Raw genomic sequence first — 23,423 nt, forward strand, 5'->3', positions numbered from 1 at the left:
GCGCTGGCATCGCATCCTTGAGGCATTCACAGCGAGGGTGCGATGCTCGATCTGAATTCATGGTTTAGCAGTAGCGGGAGTGGGCTCAAGCTCCCGGCCGATTCCTACAGTGCGATGCCGACCGGATTGGTCAATGATGGCTCCGCTGTCAGCGCTTCAGCGTCCGCGCCGTCGAGTTTCAGCTTCAGTTCCGGCGGAACGGCAATGGGTATCGGTAGCGCGCTCAGTTCCGTGATCGGAGCTTGGTCATCCGCGAGCCTCGCGAAGAGCGCGCTCGAGACGCAGTCGCAGATCGCGGCGATCAATGCGCACATCTCCGAGCTTGGCGCCCAGTCGGCTTTACTCTCCGGCCAGCGCCAGGAGCAGGCCAGCATGCTGCGCACTGCTCAGCTCAAGAGCACTCAGCGCGCATCGATGGCAGCCAATGGGCTGGATCTCGGCAGCGGGACGCCGCTCAACGTGCTCACCTCGACCGACGTGATGGGCAAGATCGACGTCAATACGATCCACGCCAACGCGCTCCAGTCGGCCTGGGGATACCGAACACAGGGCCTGAACTACATGAGTGGCGCCGCGGCGAACCGGGCGACAGCGAGCTCGATCAGCCCGGGGCTGGCAGCCACAACGTCACTGCTCGGTAGCGCGTCATCGGTCGCGTCGAACTGGTATCGCTATAACGGGGGGAGTTTCTGATGCCCACCGTTCCGCGCTATGACAACTTCCAGACGACGCCCGGTACGCTCCCACAGCCGCACATGGATGCGCCGCAGGTGCCAGATGTGGCCGGCCAGCAGATCGGCCAGATCGCGCAGGCGAGCAATCAGGCAAGCGCTGCGATGTACGACATCGCTCAGCAGGCCGCTCAGGTGCGCGTCAATGCCGCGCTCAACCAGGTTCGCCAATCAGCACAAACGCTCGCCTACGACCCGAATCAGGGCTATCTGAATCTCAAGGGCGACGCCGCGCTGAGCCGACCGGACGGCCAGCCTTTGCCGCAGGAGTACGGATCGAAGCTCGATGATCAGGTTCAGCAGATCTCGCAGGGCCTGGGCGACGACTACCAGCGCAAGCTTTTCATGCAGCAGGCGGCTCAGGTGCGCACGCAGTTCGTAGGCGATGTTCAGCGGCACATGCTCGGCGAGTACCGAAATTTCGCCGCATCGACGAACGCCGGGACGGTTGGCCTTGCGGCGGACGACGCGGAGAAGAATTGGTCAAATCCGGACAGGATTCGCCAAGGGGTCGCCCAGGCGCGCGCCGCGGTGTTTTCCCAAGGGCAGCTAGACGGGAAGTCAGCCGCGCAGATTCAACTCGAGCAGGAGCAGACGGCGAGCCGAATTCACGAGGTCGTGGTTCAGTCCGCACTCAAGAGCGGCCAGCTCTCCTACGCGAACGCCTATCTCGATGCGAATAAGGACGAACTTACTCCTGAGGCAGGATTGCAGCTTTTGGGAATGGTGACAACCGCCAGAAACAGCCAGATGGCTCAGCTTGCTACTACGTCAGCAAGCCAGTATTTCCAGGGCCAGACTCAGCCGACAGATTTTGATCTGCTTGTGTCTGTGGTGAAAGGGATCGAAAGCGGTGGCCGCGGGGACGCGAACGCAGACGGTACGCCGGTCACGTCGCCGAAGGGCGCCAAGTACGCGATGCAGGTGATGCCGGCTACAGCCAAGAATCCGGGCTTCGGTATCCAGCCGGCGCAGAACGACACGCCGGCCGAGTACAACCGAGTCGGAACGCAGCTCCTGGCCGCCCTGGTTAAGAAGTACAGCTTCAACTCCGCCCAGGTGATGGCGGCATACAACGCTGGGACGGGCGCGGTTGATCAGGCGATTGCTGCGGCGAAGAAGGGCGGAAACCCGACCGCATGGCTCGACAACCTCCCTGATGAGACCAAGGCCTACGTCAAGAACGGCGTCGCGAAGCTCTCGTCTGGCGGAAACATCCAGTTTCCGACTGAATCTGAATTTGTTCAGCGCGCGACAGCGGCTTTGGGAAGCAACCCGACGCCTGAGCAGCTCACGCTTACGCAGACTCAGGCTCAGCGCCAATATGAGCTGCTGCTCAAGAGCCGAAACGAGCAGGGCGACAACGCGCTGCGATTGGTGCAGCAGGGTCTTGTTGCCAACGGAGGAGACTTCAACGCGCTGGATCCCCAGCTCAAAGCCGACCTCGCGCGCTACAACCCGGCCGGCTACACCCAGGCCAAGAGCTTCGCGGGTTCGATCAGCAATCCCGACAAGGTCGAAACGGACTGGCCGACCTACCTTTCGCTGTCGAACAACCCGCAGTCCCTGGCGAAGCTCACTGATGCGCAGTTCATGCAGCTGCGCACGAAGCTCTCCGATGCAGACTTCAAGCACTTCGCCAACGAGCGCGCCCAGCAGCTTAACCCGACGCCAAACAAGAGCTTCGCATCGCTCGACACGAATGCCGTGAATACGGCTCTGAACAATCGACTGCTCAGCATTGGCATCAACCCGAGCCCTTCGCCGGGTAAGAGCCTGAAAGACGCGGAACGAGTCGCGACGATCCAGAAGTTCGTGCGCGACCAGCTCTACACGGTGCAGGCGCAGACCGGCCAGAAACTCACGCCCGAGCAGGTCACTCAGCAGATCGACGGGATGTTCGCGAAGAACGTCACCTTCCGATCCACCTTCCTTGGCGCGCCGGTTGGGTCTCCAACGCAAACGCCAATGCTCTCGCTCCAGGCGGGGGATCTGCCCGGCAGCACCGTCGATGCGCTCAAGGCGGAATGGGCGCAAAAGAAGGGAATCACAAACCCCACGAATGATCAGCTCATGCGCCTTTACTGGCTCAAGCGCAGCATGGGAGAGAAGCTCTAAATGTCCGACATCAATCAACAGCCACTGGACGAAACGGGCAGTGATCAGCTGATCTCGACAGCCGAGCAGATCCGCAACAACCTGAACTTCGCGCTCGATGCCAGTCCTGACCGCGAGGCAGAAGCGCGCCGTCTGTCAGTCGCAACAAACACACCGATCGAATCGGTTCGCGCGCAGCCCGACGCGGTCAAGCAGCTGGCCGCCCAGCAAAGCTTTGATGCATTGGGCGTTGCGGCGCACCATCCCGAGCTCGGCCGCTTCATGACCGGGCTCGACAACGTTCGGCTGATCCACGACGACATTCCGGCGACGGCCGCTGTCGAGTCTGCGGTTCGTTCCGTCGCCCGCGCACCCGTCGCCACCAAGTCGGCGATCGATATGTTGATGCCGGGTGGCCAGGCTCAGCCGACCCATCCGCAAGCGCCCGCTCCATCACCCTCTGGAGACTGGACATCACCCATCACCGCCGCGGTGCAAGGCCTGGGTGGGGCCTGGAACAAAGGCGCCGCGGCGCTGAACATGGTGCTTGGCGCGGCGCCGTCACTCTATGGAAGCGCGACCGGAGACACGCGCGCTCAAGACTGGTGGTTTCGGAACATGGTCGATCCGATGCTCAACCGGCAGCAGGCCTTTGAGCTTGCTCCGGGCGCGGGCTTGGGATCGAAAGCCACACACACCGCGGGATCTCTGCTCGGGATGCTCTCACAGATCACGCTTGGCGGCACGGGTGGGACGCCGGCCGCACTGGCTCCGGCCGCTGGCATCGGCGAGACGGTCGGCGCTGCCGTTGAGCATAGCGCAAAGTCGATGCTCTTGCCCGCGCTGTCCGATTCGATCAACGTCGGGCGAGAAGTATTCCAGGCGACCGGAGACGGCGCCGCGGCGGCGCGCGCAGCCACGGCTCAGTACATGTCCACCACAGCAGCGGGCGTTATCCCTCTTTCTGCGCCAGGGAAGCTTGCTGCCCGGGTCGGTTCCGGCTTTGTCTCCGGCGCGGCGATGGGCGAGGTTTCGCGCCAAGGGATGAACCTGGCCCTGCCTCCCGAAATGCAATCGGGCTTCGACTGGGAGAACACATTCCTGTCGGGGGTCGCCGGATCGGTCCTCAGCATCGCCGGCCCGCGCGCAGTACCCGACGGAGTTTTCGACGCCGTGCGCCGAACCTATACCGACGCGGCGCGCGCCGAGGAAGCCATGAAGACTGGCCAGGCGATGCAGGATTTGAGCGAGGCCGCGACAAACGCCAAGCTGCGCGAACGCGCTCCGGACGACTTCAAGGCCTTCGTCAAGAATGTCGCCGGAGAGGGAGAGCTTCAAAACGTCTGGGTCGATGGAAAGACGCTTGTCGAGGGGCTGCAGCAATCAGGCTTGAGCATTGATCAGCTGCGCGAGCAGCTCCCAGACGTTGCGTCACAGATCAACGAGTCTTTGCATACCGATGGCTTGGTGCGCATCCCCGTCGAGGACTATGCGACCCATATCGCCGGAAGCCCGCTCGATGGTGCGCTGCTGCAAAGCCTGCGTTCAACCCCTGACGGGATGACCTTCGCTGAAGCAAAGGATTTTCAGGCCAAGCAATCCGAGGCGATGCCAGCTGAAGCGAAATCGGTTTCCGCTGAAGCCGAGGCCAGAGCGCAGAAGATCGAATCTAAGAACGCCATTCGCGATTCAGTAAAGGCGCAGCTCGACGCGACAAAGCGGCTCAGGCCGGATGTCACCTCGCGCTATGCGGACCTGACTTCGGCCTACTACGTTACCCAGGCTGAGCGAATGGGGATCTCTCCGGAAGAGCTTCTCGCGCAGCATCCGCTCAAGGTGCAGGCGGAGAACCTATCCGGCGATCAGCTTAGCCAGGATGCCCGCGGCGCCTACGACCCCACCTCCAACACGATCACGTTGGGCAAAGACGCCGACCTCTCAACCTTCCTGCACGAGGCCGGCCACGCCTTCATGACCATGCATCTGGACATGGCCGACCAGATTGGGAAGTTAGCCGATAAGACCGAGGGTCAATCCAGGATGACCCATGACGCGCAGCGCCTAATGGACTGGTTCGGCGTCAAGGATCTCGATGCGTGGAAGGCCATGACACTCGACGAGCAGCGCGACTCTCACGAAAAGTTTGCGCGCGGGTTCGAGCAGTACCTGCTTGACGGCAAGGCGCCGGGCGTTCGGCTTCAACGCATATTCCAGGACTTCAGGGCGTGGCTGCTTCACCTTTATCGATCGGCGGCCGGGCTGAACGTTGAAGTCTCGCCCGACATCCGCGGCGTGATGGATCGCATGCTGGCGAGCGAGAGCGACATCCGCGACGCTGAGAGCGTGCGCGGCATGAAGCCGCTGTTCGACGTGAAGCCTGAGGGCATGAGCGACGAGGAGTTCGCGAACTATCAGCGCCTCGGGAACAATGCCAGCGCCGATGCGCTCGACAGCCTGGAGTCGCGCAGCCTGCGCGACATGCAGTGGCTGACGAATGCCAAGGGTCGCGAGCTAAAGAGGCTTCAGAAAGAGGCAGAAGGAAAGCGCGAGGAGGTCAAGAAAGAAGTCACCGAAGAGGTGATGTCCGAGCCTGTCGAGCAGGCTCGCCGATTCATCCAGCGCGGGGAACTCGACTCTGGCGATCGGACCAATGCTCAGCGCCGGATCATCGAAGATGCGAGCATGGGCTCGACGAAGCTTTCTCTCGACGATCTGAAGCTGATGTACGGGGAAGGCCCGGCCGCGCCCTGGCGTTACTTGAAAAGCGCCGGGAAGTATGCCGAGGTGACCGCCAAGGGCGGCCTTCACCCGGATTTGGTTGCCGAGCTGTTTGGGTACGGATCGGGCGACGCGATGGTGCGCGACCTACTGCACAAGGAAACAGCAGAGCAGAAGATCGAGGCGATAACCGATGCGCGCATGCTCGAGCGCCACGGAAACTTGACCTCTCCTGATGCGCTGGAGCGCATGGCCGAGGCCGCCATCCACAACACCGCTCGAGCGAAGTTCATCGCCGCGGAGATGGCGGCGCTGTCGAAGGCTACCGGATCAGCCCGCGCGCTTGCTCTGGCCGCCAAGGAAGCGGCGGATGCGGCAATCTCTGCAAAGCGCGTCAAAGATGTGACGCCGGGGCAGTACACCGTGGCTGAAGCGCGGTCGTCGCGCGCAGCGGATTCTGCATTCAAGAAAGGCGACATCGCCGAGGCGGCGCGGCTCAAGCGCGCCCAGCTTCTGAATAACCAGCTCGCCCGATCGGCGCTCAAGGCCCAAGAAGACATCGCGAAGAGCTTGGCCTACTTCAAGCGCTTCGACAAAGACAGCATTCGCAGCAAGATGGAGCCGGCTGACCGAGATGTGATCGACGGTTTGCTCGAGCGATTCGACTTTCGAAAGAACCCACCTGACGGCCCGACGCGCAAGCAGGTCCAGTTGTCGGAGTGGATCGAGTCGCAGCGTGCGCTCGGGTATTCGCCCGTTGTCGATCCGTCCATCGCCGATCCGTCCGTGCGCGCGCACTACACGGAGATGACTGTCGAGCAGATGCGCGGGCTCACCGCCACCGTGAAGGCCGTCGAACAGCTGGCGCGCGAGCGCAAAACGGTCAGCATTGATGGTCAAAGAATAGAGCTTCGCGACGCAATCGCCCCGATGCTCGAGAAGATGAAAGCGCGGGGCGAAAAATTTACCGACGCTCAGCTTGCCGAGCGTCCGCGCTACGGCGTCGACCCGCTCTGGACGGTGACGCTTGACCGACTGCAATCCTTCCTTCGCGCCGGGTTTGCGGAGTTCCTGCGCACCGACTACAAGGCCAACCGCTACGACCTGCACGAGCTGCTCGGGCCTTTCCAACGCGCGATCTCCGAGCCTTTGATCGGCGCATCTTACGAGTACGGCGACAGGATGGACGCCATTGCCAGGCTCAAGAAACAGCGCGTCGAAGAATATGGGCTTGATCGCGAATGGCAGGACACGCTACGCACTGTCGTCGAGGGCCACAATCTTGCCGACAACTCAATCCCCGGCCACACGAAGCGCCGGCTCACGCGCATGGATCTGCTCGGGATCGCGATGCACGTCGGAAACGAATCCAATTTCGCGAAGCTCGCCGAAGGCATGCAGTGGGAGCCGTCTGAGATCTGGCGCGCGCTGCACGACAACATGACGGAGAAGGACTGGAACGCCGTTCGCACGATGGGCGAGCTGTCCGGGCAGGGCTGGGAAGACTCGGTCGCGATGAACCGGCGGCTCGGGAATGACCAGCCCGAGAAGGTCGAGCCGCGGCCGTTCATGACAAAGTTCGGAGAAATGCCCGGTTGGTACGCGCCGATCGGCTACGACCCGATCCGTTCGAAGCTTGGAACGCGCCAAGCCGAAGAGCTGGCGATGAACCCGGCCGACGGCCTGTTCGGTCGAAGCTACTACCGAAGCGACACGACGACGAACGGATCCCTGAATGAGCGAACTGGCTACAAGGACTTCATCGATCTGGATTTTTCGCACATCGAGAAGCGAATTGCCGACACGCAGCGCGACCTGGCGTATCGGGAAAGGCTCATCGACGCGCACAAGATCATCACGAACCCTGAATTTGCACAGCAGTTCAAGCGCACCTATGGTCCGGAGGAGCACAAGAGCCTAATCAACTGGCTGGGACGACTCGTCAATGCAGAAGTCGGAGATGAGCGGCAGAGCAAGCTCACTGCGATCCTGGCGACAACGCGCCGAGCAATGGTCGCCAATGGGGTGGCCTTGCGCATTTCGACCATGCTCAAACACGGCGGGAGCGCCGGGGCAAAATCGTCAGGATATTTTGCGGGCGGAGGTGGTAGTTTCTTCGCCGCGCGTGTGGCCAAGATGGCAACGAACTATAGCGCCGATGTCGAGGAGGCGCTTGCGAAGTTCCCCGAGATCCGCCAGCGCTATCGGCAACAAGACCGTGACCTTGGTCGCGCGCAAACAAACATCATGGAGCCGGAAAGCATCCACGGAAAGGCTGAGCGCTTTGGTCACGCTGGCGTTGCATGGCTGGACTTTCTGACCGCCGTACCGACTGCGAATGCTGCCTATGACTGGGCGACCACGAAGGGCATACCGAAACGCCTGGGTGGAGACGGAAAGCCGATGAGCCACGCGGACGCAGTGAAGTTCGCCAGCAAGATCGTTCGCGAGGCGCACAGCAGCACAGCAGAAGCCAGCCAATCGATGCTGGTGACAAATAAAAGCGAGATCGTCAAAACGCTCACGACGCTGCACGGGTTCATGAACAACGCCTTCGGGCAAAACGCCGACACTTTCGACAAACTCCTGCACGCGAACGGATACGGTACACCTGAGCTGTTCGCCCGGGCTTTCGCCGCTCAGATAGTCCCTGGGATTGCGGCGGGCTGGGTTTCGTTTGGCGGCCCGAATGAGGATGAGTCCTACCTGATGTGGGCATTCCACCACATCGCCGGTGAGTTTGCCGGGATGATCCCGCTCGTCCGGGACGCGTTTTCCGCGGCAGAAGGTCGCCGCGACGCCGGGCAAGTACCGCTATTCCGCGCGATCTCGGACAGCTACAAGGTGGCGAAGGACGCATCGCACCCAAGCGAAGCAAAGCAGCCGATCAAGAACTTTGGGAACGTCGCTGGCTTGGTGCTGCCAGGCCTTGGGCAGGTCGGATCGACATCTCAGTTCCTCTACGACGAAGCAACCGGCGCGCAACAGGCCGAGACGGTCGGGGAGTGGGCGAGGGGGGTTATGTCAGGGAAAGCAAAGCATCGCTGAGGGTACGCGTGGCCCGCCCCATGGCGGATAGCCTGAGCAGCGTTCCAAGGAGCGCTGCGCATGCCCATCTCATCCGACAACCGCCAGGCCGGCCCATACGTCGGCAACGACGTGGCCACCGCCTTCGCGTTCTCCTTCAAGGTCTTCGCGGCCACCGATCTGCTGGTGATCCTCACCGATGCATCCGGCGCCGAGAACGAACTGACGCTCTCAGCTGACTACTCGGTCGCGCTCAACAGCAACCAGGATAGCAACCCGGGCGGAACCGTAGCGCTCCCCGCCGCGCTCGCGAGCGGAACCAAGCTGACCATCACCAGCAGCATCGCGCCGCTGCAGGCGACCGACCTCACGAACCAGGGCGGCTTCTATCCGAAGGTCATCACCAACGCCCTGGACAAGCTGACGATCCTCGTTCAGCAACTCTTCAACGGGCTGAGCAGGTCGATCAAGCTTCCGATTTCGAACGGCGAAGACGGCACGCTGCCGGCCGGTGACCGATCGAGCACCGCGGTCGGGTTCGACGCATCGGGCAAGCTCGCGCTGATCGGACTGCAGACCGGTACAGCACTCGCGGATATGGCCGCATCGACCGGCGCGGCGCTGATCGGCTTCCTGCAGTCCGGGGTCGGAGCGGTGAAGCGCACGATTCTCGACAAGATCAGAGATCGTGTCAGCGTCAAGGACTTTGGAGCCGTCGGAAACTGGAATGGAACGAAAGGCAGCGATGACACTTCCGCATTCACTCGGGCCATCAATTACGTTAATTCGACGAACAAGACGCTCTGGGTCGATGCAGATGTTTCGGGCAACTACAAGATCTCGGCTGCGCTACCTACGCTGCTCTCTGCGGGCGGAATCGAAATGGAGGCCGTCGGCTATGACCACACCAGCAAAGGCGTGATCGAGGTCGTCGGGTCCGGATTCACTGCCGTCACTATCTCAGGCAATCCAGCGCGTTGCAACTTGGCCGTAGTGGGTACTGGAAACGCCGCAAACGGGATTCTATTTCAAAACCCCGCCGCAGCTCGCGTCGGAAAAATTAGGGCCATGCAGCTTGATGGCTTTGGAATAAAGTTCAACAAGATATGGGACAGCACAATCGAACATGCAATGGTCGAGCTGTGCGGAAATTCCACCGAGTACGCCTTTAGCATGAACGACGATGGCGACACCTGCAACATGACGCACATCAGCTCGCTTCAGGTTGAACAGTCGAACAAGCAGGCTATTTACATCAGTCCCAACACGCTATCGTGCGTCATCGACAACATCCACTCTGAGCGCCAGACCGCTGACCCAGCTTTTATGACGTGGGTTCTTGGCGGAAATCGCTGTCAATACAACTGCGCAAGGCTTGACGCGCTTGTCTCTGCAAACGCTACGGCAAAACTTTCTGGAAACAATACGACATATACAGGCCTGCTTGCAGAAAACGCAGTGTCTGTGCAGGTTGAAGGGGGGAACGGTAATCCTCTTACAATTATTACCCCTGAAATTCAGGGCGAAATTAAAACGGTTACCAATCAAACCGGCCGCATATCTGTATTTGGCGGGTCGATCAATACCCTGAATTGCTCTGCTCAAGGGTTTCAGGTTCATGACACTAAGATAGCTTCTCTAGTTGTCGGTGACGCCGTTCGTGTTCCTACCTATGCGCTTCTTGATAACTGCGTCATTGGGGCGATCTCTAACACGAGCACGCGCGCAGCGGCCACGCTCCGAGACTGCAACATCATAGAACACGGAAATCTTCTACCTGGTGGGGCGCTGCTTATCGGTGGATCAGTCAACTCTGCGTCAAACGCTACTCTCGAAGTTAGTTATCGAACCGTCACTGCCCGCGGCACCACGTTTAACGTGAACATCACCTCCGACAACGGGCAGTTCTATTTTTGTGGATGCGCGATAAAGGGGTCATTCGGGCATACCTCTGGTCCGGTCGCTGGTTTCTTTGACGATGGCACTTACTGCACCGGAACAGTTAGCGGATTTGGGATTCCGACTGGAGGGTCGCCTTATTCCGGGATGTATACGAAGAACCTTGCTCCGGCGGTTGGATCTCCGAAAGGATGGAGCTATTCGACCTCAGGGGCTTGGGTCAGCACGGGGAATCTGTGATGGTTCAGCCTGAACGCCGCGACTCCGATCACATCTTCCTTGAGCTGCTCAAAGAGCAGGGCGCAAAGCTCGACCGGATCGCCGATGAGTTGCGCGCGCACACGCAGTCCGAGGCGCAACGAATGCTCGCGATCGAGCAGGGCTTTCCCGACGACGACCCGAGCGGGCACCGCGCATATCACGAGGCAATCATCCGCAGGGCCGAGCAGCGCGCCGAGTTCTGGCAAAAGCTCTCCGTCGAGCTTGCGAAATGGGGCCTGATCGGATTCCTGGGCTGGCTCGCGGTCGCGGCCTACCACGAAGCGATGAAAGGGTTTGGGCGATGAATCGTGATCAGCTGATGTCTTCCGTTGTCGGCTCGTCTGCAGTGGCCGAGAAGTGGGCGCCCATCCTCACCGAGGCGATGGCCGCCTACGGAATCAACACGCCGCTGCGCGAGGCCGCGTTCGTGGCCCAGGTCGCGCACGAGTCCGGCCGCTTCCAGTTCCTTCGGGAGATCTGGAACCCGAAACAATGCCCGTGGCAGGCCCGCTACGAGGGGCGCGCTGATCTGGGTAACACGCACCCCGGCGACGGCCCGACCTTTCGCGGTCGTGGCCTCATCCAGATCACCGGACGCGCGAACTACGCGGCATGCGGTAAGGCGCTCGGCCTCGACCTCATCAATCACCCGGAGCTGCTCGAAGAGCCTCGGCACGCCGCCGACTCGGCCGGCTGGTTCTGGGCCACGCACAGCCTCAACGAGCTCGCCGACAAGCGGCTCATGACCGATATCACGCGCCGAATCAACGGAGGTCTCAACGGCTTGGGCGACCGCCTCGCCCTATACGATCGCGCCTTGAAGGCGCTGGGGGTTGAAGGATGACCAAGAAATACATCGGAACGAAAGAGATCCTGGCCTGGGGGCAGGAGAAGGACGGCAAGCCCGGCTACGCGGTGAAGTACCCGGACGGTTATATCAGCTGGTCGCCCAAGGACGTTTTCGAGGCGGCCTACCGTAAATGTGAAGGGACTGGTCAACACCTTACCTTCGGCGATGCGATCCACTTCCTGGGGCAGGGCAAGAAGGTCGCCCGCGCCGGCTGGGACGGAAAAGGCATGTTCCTGTTCCTGGTGCCCGGATCGACGTTCAAGGTCAACCGTCCGCCGCTGCTCGGCATCTACCCCGAAGGCACGGACATCAACTACCGCCCGCACATCGACCTGAAAGGTATCGACGGCTCAATCAGTACCTGGAATCCGACCTGCAATGACGTGCTGGCCGAAGACTGGCTGATCGTGGAGTGACCAACATGACCATCAAGGAACGCTGGGCGAGCTTCGTCGCGAAGCTCAAGGGGGCCAGGAGGTCGCTGACGATCGCTTTCAACGCCGTCGCGGGACTCGTGCTCTACAACCTGCAAGCCGTCGCCGACGTTCTTACCAGCTCGCAAGCCCTGCTCTCGCCCGAGGACTACCGGCGCGCTGCCTGGGTCATCGTTGGGATCAACATCGTGCTGCGCTTCAAGACCAGCAAGGGCCTGCACGAAAAATGAACCCGATCCCATTTCTCAAACTGGTCCCGCTCAAAGACTGGCTCTACATCGGCCTTGCGGTTCTGATCGCCGTCGCCGGCGCACTGATCGTGCATCACGAGCGGGAGCTCGGCGCCGCCCGCGCAGAGGCTCAGCTGCAGCACGAACGGGCCGCTGTGGCACAGGCCGGGGCAAAGCAAGCAATCGATTCACTCAACGAGACGAAGCGCCGAACCGGTGACCTTCTGGAGATAGCCCATGCCGCCCAAGAATCTGCTCAGCGAGCAGCTGATAGCGCTGCTGCTGATCACGCTGATCGTCGTGCTTTCGGCGTGCAGCTCGACGCCTACGTTCGTGGCCGCGCCGTGCCCGGCAATCCCGCCTTTGCCGCAGGAAGCGCGCCAGCCAGCGACGCCGCCCTGGTGCTTGCCCGATTGCTCGAGCGCGCTGACGCGAGAGCGGAAGATCTGGCGAGACTCTCTGACCAACGTGGAAACGCCGGCATCACCTGCGAGCGCTCCTACGACGCGCTGACTCAAAAACACTGAGCGATTCTTGGCTTGGACTGTCCCTCAAAACAATGTTGCGCCATTGTGTGATACGTGTTTTGTGGCGCTATAGATGCTTTGTTTGAGGGATAAAAAATTAGTTATTCTGTTGTTTTTCAAAGAAAAACATTCTGATTTGTAATCAGAAGGTCCCGGGTTCGATTCCTGGTGCCGGCACCAGCAGCCAAGCGGCCATCTGCCGCGCAATCAACCTCGCGTTTGCTTATCAAAGCGGGGCTTGGTTATCAAAATCTCATTTCATCGGTGACGTCTGCCCATCCTCGTGGGAGGCAGGCACTGTCGTCCCGACGATGGCGTGTGCGCAGGGCGAGACCTCCGCTTTGCGGAAGTCTCCGCTTTCAGCCGGGATTTTTGCGCGCAACGAGAATGGTTGATGGGGTTGCCATCTGGCCCAACAGATCAAGGGCCGGGATGGCGCCGATGATGCGGCCGACCATACGCTTGCGTCGATTATGTGAATACCTGGCCCAGATCTCGAAGCGGTTGAAGACCCGCATATTCTGCTGGCTCAGCAGGGCGGTGAGCTTTCTAGGCGAGAACCAATTCACTGCAGGGAAGCTGGCGTGCTGCACCCACTGGGGGTGGGTCGAGGTGGCGAGCCTGACGCAGTGGCGCTTAAGGCTTTTGGGATACCAACTGTAGAGAGCGAGATCGAACTCGTTTTGCACCGGGCACAGTACATTGGTCGTCGACAGGTAGAGAACGCCGCCAGGCGCCAGTACCCGTATCGCTTCTGTGAGGCAGGATTGCCAGTCTTCGACGTGTTCGAGCAGTTCGGGCATCGTGACGATAGCGAAGCTCGCGTTGGGCCAGGGCAGGGCAGTCGCCGAGCCTGAGCGGAATTCGGCGGCGAAGCCTGCGGCCTTCATCCTGTTCCGCGCGAGGGTGACCAGTTCCGGATTGATGTCGACACCGGCGACCGCAAAGCCTGATTCGGCCCAGATCCGGCAGAAACTCCCCGCGCCACATCCTATGTCCAGTACTCGGACTTGTCCTTGTTTCGAGGGCAACACGCAGAGCAGCATGTCCCTCAATCGCTTGAAGTGTGCGATCGTTGCCGGACTCGTACTCTGCTTTTCGTAATAGGCGACGAAGGGGTCGGGGGGCGACTCAAGACCTGTGCCTGAATGGGGGGCGCTCATGAGCATTCTCCAGTCAAAGAGCTGTCTCTGCGCTCAGCCATTACGGGCTGGGCCCGGTTTCGCAAATTTCCCAGTCTGGCTTCAGCGCGATGGAATGCAAGCCGTTTTGCCCGGGGTGTGGGAGAAGCTTCCCAGGGACTTACGATAGACATGGCCCTTGCTGGATAAAGTGTTAGCCTTTCGCCCCCACGGATGAATTTTGTCTGCCGGGCGGGAGGTGCTCCTCCCGCTCACACTTTTGCTGGAGTTTCCATGACGGTTTCCCTCTCCTCGCTTCTCGCCCCGGCGCTCGCTGCACGCGCGGAGCTGATCGCGCGTCTGCATGCCGAGCAGACCGACTGTTACCGGCTCTTTCATGGCACGGTGGAGGGGCTGTCGGGGCTGACCGTCGATCGCTACGGCAGCCTGATCCTGGCGCAGAGCTTCCATCAGGCGCTCACGGAGGCCGAACTCGCCGAGTTGGAGGCCTTCTATGCGGCCTCTCACCCCGACCTGCCGGTGATCTACAACGATCGCAGCGGCGCGAATTCGCGGATCGCGAATGAGCTGAGCCCGGAGCGGATGGCGATCGCGGAGGCCCCACGCGAGATCTCCGAGGGCGGAGTCCGTTATGCGTTCCAGGCCCGTCATTCAGGGCAGGACCCCTGGCTCTTCCTCGATCTGCGGGCGGCGCGGCGGCGCGTGATGCGGGAAGCGGCGGGCAAATCGCTGCTGAATCTGTTCGCCTACACGTGCGGAGTGGGCATCGCGGCGGCGAAGGCCGGCGCGAACCACGTCGTCAATGTCGACTTCGCCGAATCGAGCCTGTCGGTCGGCAAGGACAATGCGCGGCGCAACGAGCTCGCGACCCGCCCGCGCTTCGTCAAAAGCGATGTGTTCCCGGCTGTGCGTCAGCTCGCCGGAATCGGGCAAGCCCAGGTCGTGCGCGGCAAGAGGATGCCGGCCTTTCCCAAGCTCGACGCGCACCGCTTCGATCTGGTCTTCCTCGACCCGCCGCGCTATGCGAAGAGCCTGTTCGGCGTCGTCGACCTGGTCAATGACTACCCGGCGCTGTTCAAGCCGGCGCTGCTCTGCGTCGCTGAGGGGGGCTCTATCGTCTGCTGTAACAACGTGGCCCAGGTCGGGCGCGAAGCCTGGCTGGACCAGCTCGAACGCAGTGCGCGCAAGGCGGGGCGCCCCGTCCAGTCCGCCGAGTGGATCGCTCCCGACGAGGACTTCCCCAGCCTGGACGGCAATCCGCCGCTCAAGACCGTGCTGCTGCGCGTTTGAACTGCGCGGCGTCGGTATGAAAAAGGCAGCCACTGGCTGCCTTTTTGATCCGCCGGAGCGCGAGGATCAGGACTTGCCGAAGATCTCGTTGAGCTGCTGGCTGACGCGGATGAAGGTCGTGCGCTTCGAGAGTTCCTTGAGCTTGCGGGCACCGACGTAGGTGCAGGCCGAGCGCACGCCGCCCAGCAGATCCTGCAACGTCGCTTCGACCGGGCCGCGGTAGTCGAGCAGCACTTCCTTGCCTTCGGAGGCGCGGTACTCGGCGACGCCGCCGGCGTATTTCTCCATCGCGGTGCGCGAGCTCATGCCGTAGAAGCGCATCTTCTTCGCGCCGTCGATCTCGACGACTTCGCCGTTGCACTCATCGTGGCCAGCGAGCATGCCGCCGAGCATGATGAAGTCCGCCCCCCCGCCAAAGGCCTTCGCGATGTCACCCGGCGTCGTGCAGCCGCCGTCGGCGCAGATCAGGCCGCCCAGACCGTGCGCCGCGTCGGCGCATTCGATGACAGCCGAGAGCTGAGGGTAGCCGACGCCGGTCATCTTGCGCGTCGTGCACACCGAGCCGGGGCCGATGCCGACCTTGACGATGTCGACGCCGCCGATGATCAGCTCTTCGGTCATCTCGCCGGTGACGACGTTGCCGGCCATGATCGTCACGTCAGGGAAGGCTTCGCGCAGCTTGTGCAGGAAGTCGACGAAGACCTTCGTGTAGCCGTTCGCGACATCGACGCAGACCAGCGAGATCGCCTCGCCGACCCGCTCCTTGACGCGGCGGAACTTGTCGTAGTCGCGGTGGGTGATGCCCATCGAGTAGAAGGTGGTCTGGCCGGCGGGCAGGGCCTTGAAGTAGCTGACCAGCTCTTCCTCACTGTAATGCTTGTGCAGCGCGACGCCGAGCTGCTGGCGCGCGAGTGCGTCGGCCATCGCGAAGGTGCCGGTCACATCCATGTTCGCGGCGATGATCGGGATGCCGTGATAGCTGCGCTTGGAGTGATGGAAGGTGTAATCGCGGGAGATGTCGACCTCGGAGCGCGAGGTCAGCGTGGAGCGCTTGGGCCGGATCAGGACGTCCTTGAAATCCAGCTTCAAGTCTTGTTCGATATGCATGTCGGGCTCTTGTCCAATAAACACGGGGAGCGCCGTTGCCGTGGGGACGGCTTTGGCGAAACATGATGCCGTATCCGTCCGAGTCTGGAAAGGGGGCTTCAGCCTCTGTTGCGCCCGGCGCGATTGCGCCTACTTTTTGCGCGGGGGCGCCGGCTTCTTCGCCCCGCCGGCGCGGATCGCGTGGACGTAGTCGTTGCGGGGGCGGGTGTTGCCGTGCGGCATCTGTTGCAGCCGGGCCGGCGCAGCGCGGGGCACCAGGTGCTGGGGACCATTGCCGATCAGATCAGAGCGGCCGATCGCATGCAGGTATTCGCGGATCAGGTCGTGACCGGCCGGATCGTGGTAGCGTAGCAGCGCCTTGTGCAGCTTGCGCTGGCGGCCTGAACGGGCGGTCTCGACGAGTTCGGAATCCTTCGCCACCCGGTGCAGAGGATTGCGGCGCGTGTAGTACATCGTCGTCGCCATCGCCAGCGGGGTCGGCGTGAAGGTCTGGACCTGATCGGGGCGGAAGCCGTTGGCCTTGAGCCACAGGGCCAGATTGAGCATGTCCTCGTCGGTCGTGCCCGGGTGGGCGGCGATGAAGTAGGGCACGAGGTACTGCTTCTTGCCCGCTTCCTGCGAGTACTTGTCGAAGAGCTTTTTGAAACGCTCGAAAGTGCCGATTCCCGGCTTCATCATCTTCGCGAGCGGGCCCGGCTCGGTGTGCTCGGGCGCGATCTTCAACAGGCCGCTGACGTGGTGGGTCACCAGTTCCTTGATGTACTCGGGTGAGCGCACCGCGAGGTCGTAGCGCAGGCCCGAGCCGATCGTGATCTTCTTGATCCCGGGGATCGCGCGCGCCTTGCGGTACAGCGAGATCAGCGAGGAGTGGTCGGTGACGAGGTTCTCGCAGATGCCCGGGAACACGCAGGACAGACGGCGGCACGCGGACTGGATCTTCTCGTCCTTGCAGGCCATCGTGTACATGTTGGCGGTCGGGCCGCCCAGGTCCGAGATGTGGCCGCGGAATTCGGGGATCTTGTCGCGGATCTCCTCGATCTCGCGCAGCACCGATCCTTCCGAGCGGTTCTGGATGACCCTCCCTTCATGCTCGGTGATCGAGCAGAAGGTGCAGCCGCCAAAGCAGCCGCGCATGATGTTGACCGAGAAGCGGATCATCTCCCAGGCCGGGATGCGCGCCTTGCCGTAGGCGGGATGTGGCGCGCGGGCGAAGGGCCGTGCATAGACCCAGTCCATTTCCTCGGTCGACAGCGGCAGCGGCGGCGGGTTGAGCCAGACGTCGCGCTCGCCGTGGGCCTGGCGCAGTGCGCGCGCGTTGCCGGGATTCGCTTCGAGGTGGAAGATGCGCGAGGCGTGTGCATAGAGCACCGGATCGTCCTTGACCGACTCATAGGCGGGCAGGCGGATCACGGTCTTCGCGCGCTGCGCGCGGCGGGTCGCGACGCGCTCGGCGGCCGGAATGATGCGTACGGGCTCGGCCCTCTCCCCTTGCCCCTCTCCCGCAGGCGGGCGAGGGGAATCCGCATAGGGATCGGCATGGGGCGGGACGTGGCCTGGCTTGTCCAGATCCAGCGAATCGATCTCGCTCCAGTCCTCGCCCGGCAGCCAGCCCCGCTTGGCCATGAAGGCGGTGCCGCGCAGGTCGCGGATCGTCTCGATCGGCTCGCCGGCGGCCAGCCGGTGCGCGAGTTCAATGATCGCGCGCTCCGCGTTGCCGAAAAGCAGGATGTCGGCCTTGGTGTCCGGCAACACCGAACGGCGCACTTTCTCGGACCAGTAGTCGTACTGCGCGATCCGCCTCAGGCTCGCCTCGATCGAGCCGAGCACGATGTTCGCATCGGGGAAGGCTTCGCGGGCGCGCTGGGCATAGACGGTCAGTGCCCGGTCGGGCCGTTTGTCGGCTGCGGCATCCGGCGTATACGCGTCGTCCGAGCGCGGTTTGCGGTCCGCCGTATAGCGGTTGATCATCGAATCCATGTTGCCGGCCGTGATGCCGAAGAACAGATTCGGACGGCCCAGCGCCCGGAAGGCATCGGCCGATCGCCAGTCGGGCTGCGCGATGATGCCGACCCGAAAACCCTGGGCTTCGAGCTCGCGGCCGATCAGCGCGGCGCCGAAGCTCGGGTGGTCGATGTAGGCGTCGCCCGATACGATCACGATGTCGCAGGCATCCCAGCCGAGCTTGTCCATCTCCCGGCGGCTCATCGGCAGGAAAGGGGCGGGCTTGAGCTCAGGCCGGTGGCGTGGCCAGGCATTGATCGGGGTGGGGCTGGTGTTCGGCATAAGAAGCGAATTGTATGGGCGAAGGCGGGGTTTCGCGAAACACTGTTTCGCGCCGCCTGAGCCGGCTCGGCGTGCAAGCCGAGCCGTGGAACGGAGGCGGGGTTTCGCCAAGCATTGTTTTCGCGCCGCCTGAGGCGGCTCGGCGTGCAAGCCGAGCCGTGGAACGGAGGCGGGGTTTCGCGAAACACTGTTTCGCGCCGCCTGAGGCGGCTCGGCATGCAGGCCGAGCCGTGGAACGGAGGCGGGATCAGCCAAAAAGAAGCCCGTCCCCGGAAGGAGACGGGCGAACCGTTTGCAAACGGCTTGCCCGCGGACAGCCATTCGGGCAAGTGTGGCGCACATCGCTGCGCGCCAGGGTGGAGAGCATTTCCAGTAACAAGCGGAGCAATGATAACGTCATTATTTGAACAATGCATCCAAAATCGTGTGCCGCCCTGAACGCACGCATTTTTGCTGGCGAAGGGCTGGGATCCGGGCTGGGCGAGGGTAAAAAAAAGCCAGCCCGGAGGCTGGCTTTTTGGCGAAGCAGACGATCAACCGCGGCGCATCGCGTCAAAGAAGTCGTTGTTGGTCTTCGTAGCCTTGATCTTGTCGAGCAGGAATTCCATCGCTTCGATCTCGTCCATGCCGTAGAGCAGTTTGCGCAGGACCCAGACCTTTTGCAGGATCTCGGGCTTGATCAGCAGCTCTTCGCGACGGGTGCCCGAGCGGTTGACGTTGATGGCCGGGTAGACGCGCTTCTCGGCCATCCGGCGATCCAGGTGGATCTCCATGTTGCCGGTGCCCTTGAATTCTTCGTAGATCACATCGTCCATCCGGCTGCCGGTGTCGATCAGCGCCGAAGCGATGATCGTCAGCGAGCCGCCTTCCTCGATGTTGCGCGCGGCACCGAAGAAGCGCTTGGGCTTCTGCAGCGCGTTCGCATCGACGCCGCCGGTCAGCACCTTGCCCGATGCGGGCACGACGGTGTTGTAGGCGCGGGCGAGCCGGGTCAGCGAATCGAGCAGGATCACGACGTCGCGCTTGTGCTCGACGAGGCGTTTGGCCTTTTCGATCACCATCTCGGCGACCTGAACGTGGCGGGTGGCCGGTTCGTCGAAGGTCGAGGCGACGACTTCACCTTTGACCGAGCGCTGCATCTCGGTCACTTCTTCCGGACGCTCGTCGATCAGCAGAACGATCATCACGACATCGGGGTGGTTGGTCGTGATCGCGTGGGCGATGTGTTGCAGCATCACGGTTTTGCCGGACTTCGGCGAAGCGACCAGCATGCCGCGCTGCCCCTTGCCGATCGGCGCGATCATGTCGATGACGCGGCTGGTCACGTTCTCTTCGCCGCGGATCTCGCGCTCGAGCTTGAGCACTTCGGTCGGGTGCAGCGGCGTCAGGTTCTCGAACAGGATCTTGGTCTTCGAAGCTTCAGGCGATTCGAAGTTGACCTTGTCCACCTTGACCAGCGCGAAGTAACGCTCGCCGTCTTTAGGCGTGCGGATTTCGCCTTCTATCGTGTCGCCGGTGTGCAGATTGAAGCGCCGGATCTGCGAGGGGGACACATAGATGTCATCGGTGCCCGCCAGGTAGGAGATGTCGGGCGAGCGGAGAAAACCGAAGCCGTCGGGAAGGACTTCGAGGACACCGTCGCCGAAGATCGGCTCGCCTTTTTTCGCGCGATTGCGAAGCAAAGCGAAGACAAGTTCCTGCTTGCGCAGACGGTTCGCGCCATCGATCTCGTTGGCATGGGCCATTTCGAGCAATTGGCTGACGTGGAGGGACTTTAGCTCCGAGAGGTGCATGACTTACCTGGATGGCTCGGCCGCTGGCCGGCGTGGCGCGTTGAACGCGACGGGGAGAAAGGAGAGTTTAAAAAACGACGCATCGGGCGATGCGCCGTCGTATGGTGTCCGCTAATCTAGCCTCAATCAGAGGTTGCTGTCAATAAAGGTGATCAACTGGGACTTCGAAAGGGCGCCGACCTTGGTTGCGGCGATGTTGCCGCCCTTGAACAACATCAGCGTCGGAATGCCGCGAACGCCATATTTGGCGGGCGTATCGGCGTTCTTGTCGATGTCCACTTTGGCCACGACGAGGCGTCCGGCGTATTCGGCGGCGATCTCGTCGAGAATGGGCGCGATGCTCTTGCAAGGGCCGCACCATTCGGCCCAGTAGTCGAGCAGGACCGGAGTCGCGGACTTCAGGACGTCCTGTTCAAAAGACGCATCGGAGATGTGAAGGATGTGTTCGCTCATGATTCCTCGCAGAAGTTGCGGCCGTCGCGGGTGCGGGCCCGGAGGCGGGATGGGGGCGGTTGCCCCGCAAAAGATGCTCAATCCTAACGAAAAAGTGGTGAAGGGTGAAGCAGCCCCCTAGTCGTCGGTGACTTTTGCTGCGGTATGATCCAGAGCACTCAGGAACCAGAGCGGATTGCTTTCAGGAGAAAACCCATGCCCTACGTCGTGACCGAATCCTGCATCAAATGCAAATATACCGACTGCGTCGATGTGTGCCCGGTCGATTGTTTCCGCGAAGGTCCGAACTTCCTGGTCATCGATCCGGACGAGTGCATAGACTGCTCGCTGTGCGTCGCCGAATGCCCGGCAGAGGCGATCTATGCGGAAGATGACGTGCCGACCGATCAGCAGTCTTTCATCGCGTTGAACGCCGAACTCGCGCGCAAATGGAAGCCCATTGTGGCGCGCAAGGAACCGCTGCCCGATGCTGACGAGTGGGTCAGCGTCAAGGGCAAGCTCGACAAGCTCGAGCGTTGACGCGTCCGGTTTGCATTCTGACATGCGGGGGATATATCCCTTTCTTGGGGAGTGGATTCAGGTGCTTGATTTCCTGTAAGAATTTTTCTTACGAGCGGGCGAAGGGCGATTATTTTGAGGGCAGCGCAATCTTGAGCTTTCAGGAAAACTGTGCTGCAATGGGAGCGTCGTTCCGTTTCCGTTGGCTTAAACGATCCATGCTCGCCCTCTCTTTCGCTTCCGACTTTTCTGCTGCCGCTTCCGCGGTAGCTGTCGTCGTACGCGTAGTAGTAGGCGTAGGTGCTGTCGCGCCGTAGCGGGGATCCAAAGGTCAACAGGATTTCAACCCCGCCGGTGCGAGCCGGCGGGTTTTTTTTCTGCCCTGCCGCCCACCGAGCCATTCGCAAGGAGAAGCTCATGGAACTGTCAGGAGCAGAACTGCTGGTCCGCATGCTCGAAGCTCAGGGCGTTCAGACTGTCGCAGGGATACCGGGAGGCGCTGCGCTGCCCATCTACGACGCGCTGGGTCAATCGAAGCTCGTTCATCATGTGCTGACCCGGCACGAACAAGGGGCTGGTTTTCTCGCCCAGGGTATCGCCCGCGCGAGCGGAAAAGTCGGGGTCTGCCTCGCGTCGAGCGGGCCGGGCGCGACCAACCTGATCACCGCGATCGCCGATGCGAAGCTCGACTCGATCCCGCTGGTCTGCATCACCGGTCAGGTTGCGAGCTCGCTGATCGGCACCGATGCCTTCCAGGAAGTCGATACCTATGGTCTGTCGATTCCGGTTACGAAGCACAACTACCTCGTCCACGACGCGCGCGATCTGCCCCGAATCATCTCCGATGCGTTCCGGATCGCCCAGTCCGGCCGGCCAGGTCCGGTCTGGATAGACATTCCGAAGGATGTGCAGCTGCAGCGCTTCACGCTCGAGGCAATCCCCGAGGCGGCCAAGCCCGACCCCGCTCCGGCCCTGGATCTCGACGCGATCGAGCGGGCCGCTGCGCTGATCAACTCCGCCCGGCGTCCGGTGCTCTATCTGGGCGGCGGCGTCGTTGCGTCGGGCGCCAGCGATCTGGCCATCGAACTCGCCGAGCGCGCTTCGCTGCCGACGACGCTGACGCTGATGGCGCTTGGCGCGATGCCTTGCGAGCATCCGCTGGCGATGGGCATGCTGGGCATGCACGGCGCCCGCCATACCAATTACGCGCTGCAGGAAGCGGATTTGCTGATCTGCGTCGGAGCCCGCTTCGATGACCGGGCGACCGGCAAGACCCAGCAGTTCTGCCCGCACGCCCGGGTCATCCATATCGACATCGATGCATCCGAGATCGACAAGATCATCGCGACCCATATCGGCATCCGCGGCGATGTCGGGGCCGCGCTGCGCGAGCTGCTCCCGCGCATCGAGCGCCAGGGGCGCGAGGCCTGGCTCGAACGGGTGGCCGGACTCAAGGCCGAACACCCGCTGCGCCTGCCCGGAATCGACGATCCTCTGAGCCACTACGGGCTCGTGCGCGCGGTGGCCGACTGCCTCGACGATGAGGCGATCATCGCGACCGATGTTGGACAGCACCAGATGTGGGTTGCCCAGGCCTATCCGTTCCGCCGGCCGCGCCAGTGGCTAACTTCGGGAGGCCTGGGAACGATGGGCTTTGGCTTGCCCGCGGCGATCGGAGCCGCGCTCGCCGAACCTCAGCGCAAGGTCGTCTGTTTCTCCGGCGACGGCAGCCTGATGATGAACATCCAGGAGATGGCGACCGCGGTCGACGAAGGCGTCGACGTCAAGATCGTGCTGATGGACAACCAGTCGCTCGGTCTCGTGCACCAGCAGCAGGACATGTTCTATGGCAAGCGGATCTTCGCTGCGGATTACACGCGGGCGGTCGACTTCGTCCGGATCGCCGAAGGCTTCGGGCTCTCTTCGATCGATCTGTCTGCCTGTAGCGATCCGCGCGCGAGTCTTGCGCAGGCGCTGGCTTCCCCCGGACCGGGCTTGATTCGCTGCGCAATCGACGTGAATCAGAAGGTCTATCCGATGGTTCCCCCGGGGGCTGCCAATACCGAGATGATTGGAGGTTGAT

At 62.1% G+C, this 23,423-nt stretch carries 17 protein-coding genes; 12 read left to right on the forward strand and 5 right to left on the reverse strand.

Translation table 11 applies throughout. The features are described 5' to 3' along the window. Positions 1–204: 204 nt before the first annotated feature. Genes ACHFB9_RS07720 through ACHFB9_RS07760 form a run of 9 tightly spaced genes read left to right on the forward strand, consistent with a single transcriptional unit; the run spans position 205 to position 12,774 of the window. Positions 205–693: a hypothetical protein gene (locus tag ACHFB9_RS07720; protein WP_417070832.1), complete on the forward strand. Its 489-nt coding sequence runs from the start codon at positions 205–207 to the stop codon at positions 691–693. Next, a complete protein-coding gene (locus tag ACHFB9_RS07725) occupies positions 693–2,849 on the forward strand; it encodes a transglycosylase SLT domain-containing protein (protein WP_417070834.1) in 2,157 nt (718 codons plus the stop codon). Before ACHFB9_RS07720 ends, ACHFB9_RS07725 begins: the two co-directional genes overlap by 1 nt. Continuing rightward, on the forward strand, positions 2,850–8,594 hold the full coding sequence (locus ACHFB9_RS07730) for a hypothetical protein (protein WP_417070836.1): 5,745 nt from the start codon (positions 2,850–2,852) through the stop codon (positions 8,592–8,594). A gap of 60 nt (positions 8,595–8,654) precedes the next feature. Next, a complete protein-coding gene (locus tag ACHFB9_RS07735; protein WP_417070838.1) occupies positions 8,655–10,712 on the forward strand; it encodes a hypothetical protein in 2,058 nt (685 codons plus the stop codon). Then, a complete protein-coding gene (locus ACHFB9_RS07740; protein WP_417070840.1) occupies positions 10,712–11,038 on the forward strand; it encodes a hypothetical protein in 327 nt (108 codons plus the stop codon). Before ACHFB9_RS07735 ends, ACHFB9_RS07740 begins: the two co-directional genes overlap by 1 nt. Beyond that, positions 11,035–11,577: a glycoside hydrolase family 19 protein gene (locus ACHFB9_RS07745; protein ID WP_417070841.1), complete on the forward strand. Its 543-nt coding sequence runs from the start codon at positions 11,035–11,037 to the stop codon at positions 11,575–11,577. The genes ACHFB9_RS07740 and ACHFB9_RS07745 overlap by 4 nt, the downstream gene beginning before the upstream one ends. Further along, positions 11,574–11,999, forward strand: a complete 426-nt coding sequence (locus ACHFB9_RS07750) for a DUF2829 domain-containing protein (RefSeq protein ID WP_417070843.1) — start codon at positions 11,574–11,576, stop codon at positions 11,997–11,999. The genes ACHFB9_RS07745 and ACHFB9_RS07750 overlap by 4 nt, the downstream gene beginning before the upstream one ends. Before the next feature lie 5 nt (positions 12,000–12,004). Continuing rightward, positions 12,005–12,247, forward strand: coding sequence for a hypothetical protein (locus ACHFB9_RS07755; protein WP_417070845.1), 243 nt, complete (start codon positions 12,005–12,007; stop codon positions 12,245–12,247). Continuing rightward, positions 12,244–12,774 (forward strand): DUF2514 family protein, encoded by a 531-nt coding sequence (locus ACHFB9_RS07760; protein WP_417070846.1) that lies wholly within the window; start codon positions 12,244–12,246, stop codon positions 12,772–12,774. Before ACHFB9_RS07755 ends, ACHFB9_RS07760 begins: the two co-directional genes overlap by 4 nt. Before the next feature lie 359 nt (positions 12,775–13,133). On the opposite strand, the gene ACHFB9_RS07765 is transcribed toward ACHFB9_RS07760, so the two are convergent. Then, positions 13,134–13,937: a class I SAM-dependent methyltransferase gene (locus ACHFB9_RS07765; RefSeq protein ID WP_417070847.1), complete on the reverse strand. Its 804-nt coding sequence runs from the start codon at positions 13,935–13,937 to the stop codon at positions 13,134–13,136. Positions 13,938–14,189: 252 nt separating this feature from the next. On the opposite strand from ACHFB9_RS07765, the gene ACHFB9_RS07770 reads away from it, so the two are divergent. Beyond that, positions 14,190–15,206, forward strand: coding sequence for a class I SAM-dependent rRNA methyltransferase (locus tag ACHFB9_RS07770; protein ID WP_417070849.1), 1,017 nt, complete (start codon positions 14,190–14,192; stop codon positions 15,204–15,206). 66 nt (positions 15,207–15,272) lie between these two features. Here ACHFB9_RS07770 and ACHFB9_RS07775 read toward each other — a convergent pair whose 3' ends face one another. From ACHFB9_RS07775 to trxA, 4 genes are all read right to left on the reverse strand, one after another. Next, a complete protein-coding gene (locus ACHFB9_RS07775; RefSeq protein WP_417070851.1) occupies positions 15,273–16,313 on the reverse strand; it encodes a GMP reductase in 1,041 nt (346 codons plus the stop codon). Positions 16,314–16,442: 129 nt separating this feature from the next. Then, the gene (locus ACHFB9_RS07780) at positions 16,443–18,596 is read right to left on the reverse strand and encodes a YgiQ family radical SAM protein (RefSeq protein ID WP_417070853.1); all 2,154 of its coding nucleotides are present in this window, start codon (positions 18,594–18,596) and stop codon (positions 16,443–16,445) included. Positions 18,597–19,129: 533 nt separating this feature from the next. Continuing rightward, complete coding sequence (rho, locus tag ACHFB9_RS07785) at positions 19,130–20,389, reverse strand: transcription termination factor Rho (RefSeq protein ID WP_417070854.1); 1,260 nt, start codon at positions 20,387–20,389, stop codon at positions 19,130–19,132. A 126-nt stretch (positions 20,390–20,515) separates the two neighbouring features. Continuing rightward, positions 20,516–20,842: a thioredoxin TrxA gene (gene trxA / locus ACHFB9_RS07790; RefSeq protein ID WP_417070856.1), complete on the reverse strand. Its 327-nt coding sequence runs from the start codon at positions 20,840–20,842 to the stop codon at positions 20,516–20,518. A gap of 195 nt (positions 20,843–21,037) precedes the next feature. On the opposite strand from trxA, the gene fdxA reads away from it, so the two are divergent. Together fdxA and ilvB are read left to right on the forward strand one after the other, a co-directional pair. Beyond that, positions 21,038–21,361, forward strand: coding sequence for a ferredoxin FdxA (gene fdxA, locus ACHFB9_RS07795; protein WP_417070858.1), 324 nt, complete (start codon positions 21,038–21,040; stop codon positions 21,359–21,361). A 396-nt stretch (positions 21,362–21,757) separates the two neighbouring features. After that, a complete protein-coding gene (ilvB, locus tag ACHFB9_RS07800; protein ID WP_417070860.1) occupies positions 21,758–23,422 on the forward strand; it encodes an acetolactate synthase large subunit in 1,665 nt (554 codons plus the stop codon). Position 23,423: the final 1 nt, after the last annotated feature.

The organism is Niveibacterium terrae (assembly GCF_048213115.1).
Taxonomy (GTDB): domain Bacteria; phylum Pseudomonadota; class Gammaproteobacteria; order Burkholderiales; family Rhodocyclaceae; genus Niveibacterium; species Niveibacterium terrae.

Excerpts from the sequence above, each read along its gene's own strand:
- ACHFB9_RS07720 (WP_417070832.1), top strand. The coding sequence starts at position 205 with ATGGGTATCGGTAGCGCGCTCAGTTCCGTGATCGGAGCTTGGTCATCC.
- ACHFB9_RS07725 (WP_417070834.1), top strand. The coding sequence starts at position 693 with ATGCCCACCGTTCCGCGCTATGACAACTTCCAGACGACGCCCGGTACG.
- ACHFB9_RS07730 (WP_417070836.1), top strand. The coding sequence starts at position 2,850 with ATGTCCGACATCAATCAACAGCCACTGGACGAAACGGGCAGTGATCAG.
- ACHFB9_RS07735 (WP_417070838.1), top strand. The coding sequence starts at position 8,655 with ATGCCCATCTCATCCGACAACCGCCAGGCCGGCCCATACGTCGGCAAC.
- ACHFB9_RS07740 (WP_417070840.1), top strand. The coding sequence starts at position 10,712 with ATGGTTCAGCCTGAACGCCGCGACTCCGATCACATCTTCCTTGAGCTG.
- ACHFB9_RS07745 (WP_417070841.1), top strand. The coding sequence starts at position 11,035 with ATGAATCGTGATCAGCTGATGTCTTCCGTTGTCGGCTCGTCTGCAGTG.
- ACHFB9_RS07750 (WP_417070843.1), top strand. The coding sequence starts at position 11,574 with ATGACCAAGAAATACATCGGAACGAAAGAGATCCTGGCCTGGGGGCAG.
- ACHFB9_RS07755 (WP_417070845.1), top strand. The coding sequence starts at position 12,005 with ATGACCATCAAGGAACGCTGGGCGAGCTTCGTCGCGAAGCTCAAGGGG.
- ACHFB9_RS07760 (WP_417070846.1), top strand. The coding sequence starts at position 12,244 with ATGAACCCGATCCCATTTCTCAAACTGGTCCCGCTCAAAGACTGGCTC.
- ACHFB9_RS07765 (WP_417070847.1), bottom strand. The coding sequence starts at position 13,937 with ATGAGCGCCCCCCATTCAGGCACAGGTCTTGAGTCGCCCCCCGACCCC.
- ACHFB9_RS07770 (WP_417070849.1), top strand. The coding sequence starts at position 14,190 with ATGACGGTTTCCCTCTCCTCGCTTCTCGCCCCGGCGCTCGCTGCACGC.
- ACHFB9_RS07775 (WP_417070851.1), bottom strand. The coding sequence starts at position 16,313 with ATGCATATCGAACAAGACTTGAAGCTGGATTTCAAGGACGTCCTGATC.
- ACHFB9_RS07780 (WP_417070853.1), bottom strand. The coding sequence starts at position 18,596 with ATGCCGAACACCAGCCCCACCCCGATCAATGCCTGGCCACGCCACCGG.
- rho (WP_417070854.1), bottom strand. The coding sequence starts at position 20,389 with ATGCACCTCTCGGAGCTAAAGTCCCTCCACGTCAGCCAATTGCTCGAA.
- trxA (WP_417070856.1), bottom strand. The coding sequence starts at position 20,842 with ATGAGCGAACACATCCTTCACATCTCCGATGCGTCTTTTGAACAGGAC.
- fdxA (WP_417070858.1), top strand. The coding sequence starts at position 21,038 with ATGCCCTACGTCGTGACCGAATCCTGCATCAAATGCAAATATACCGAC.
- ilvB (WP_417070860.1), top strand. The coding sequence starts at position 21,758 with ATGGAACTGTCAGGAGCAGAACTGCTGGTCCGCATGCTCGAAGCTCAG.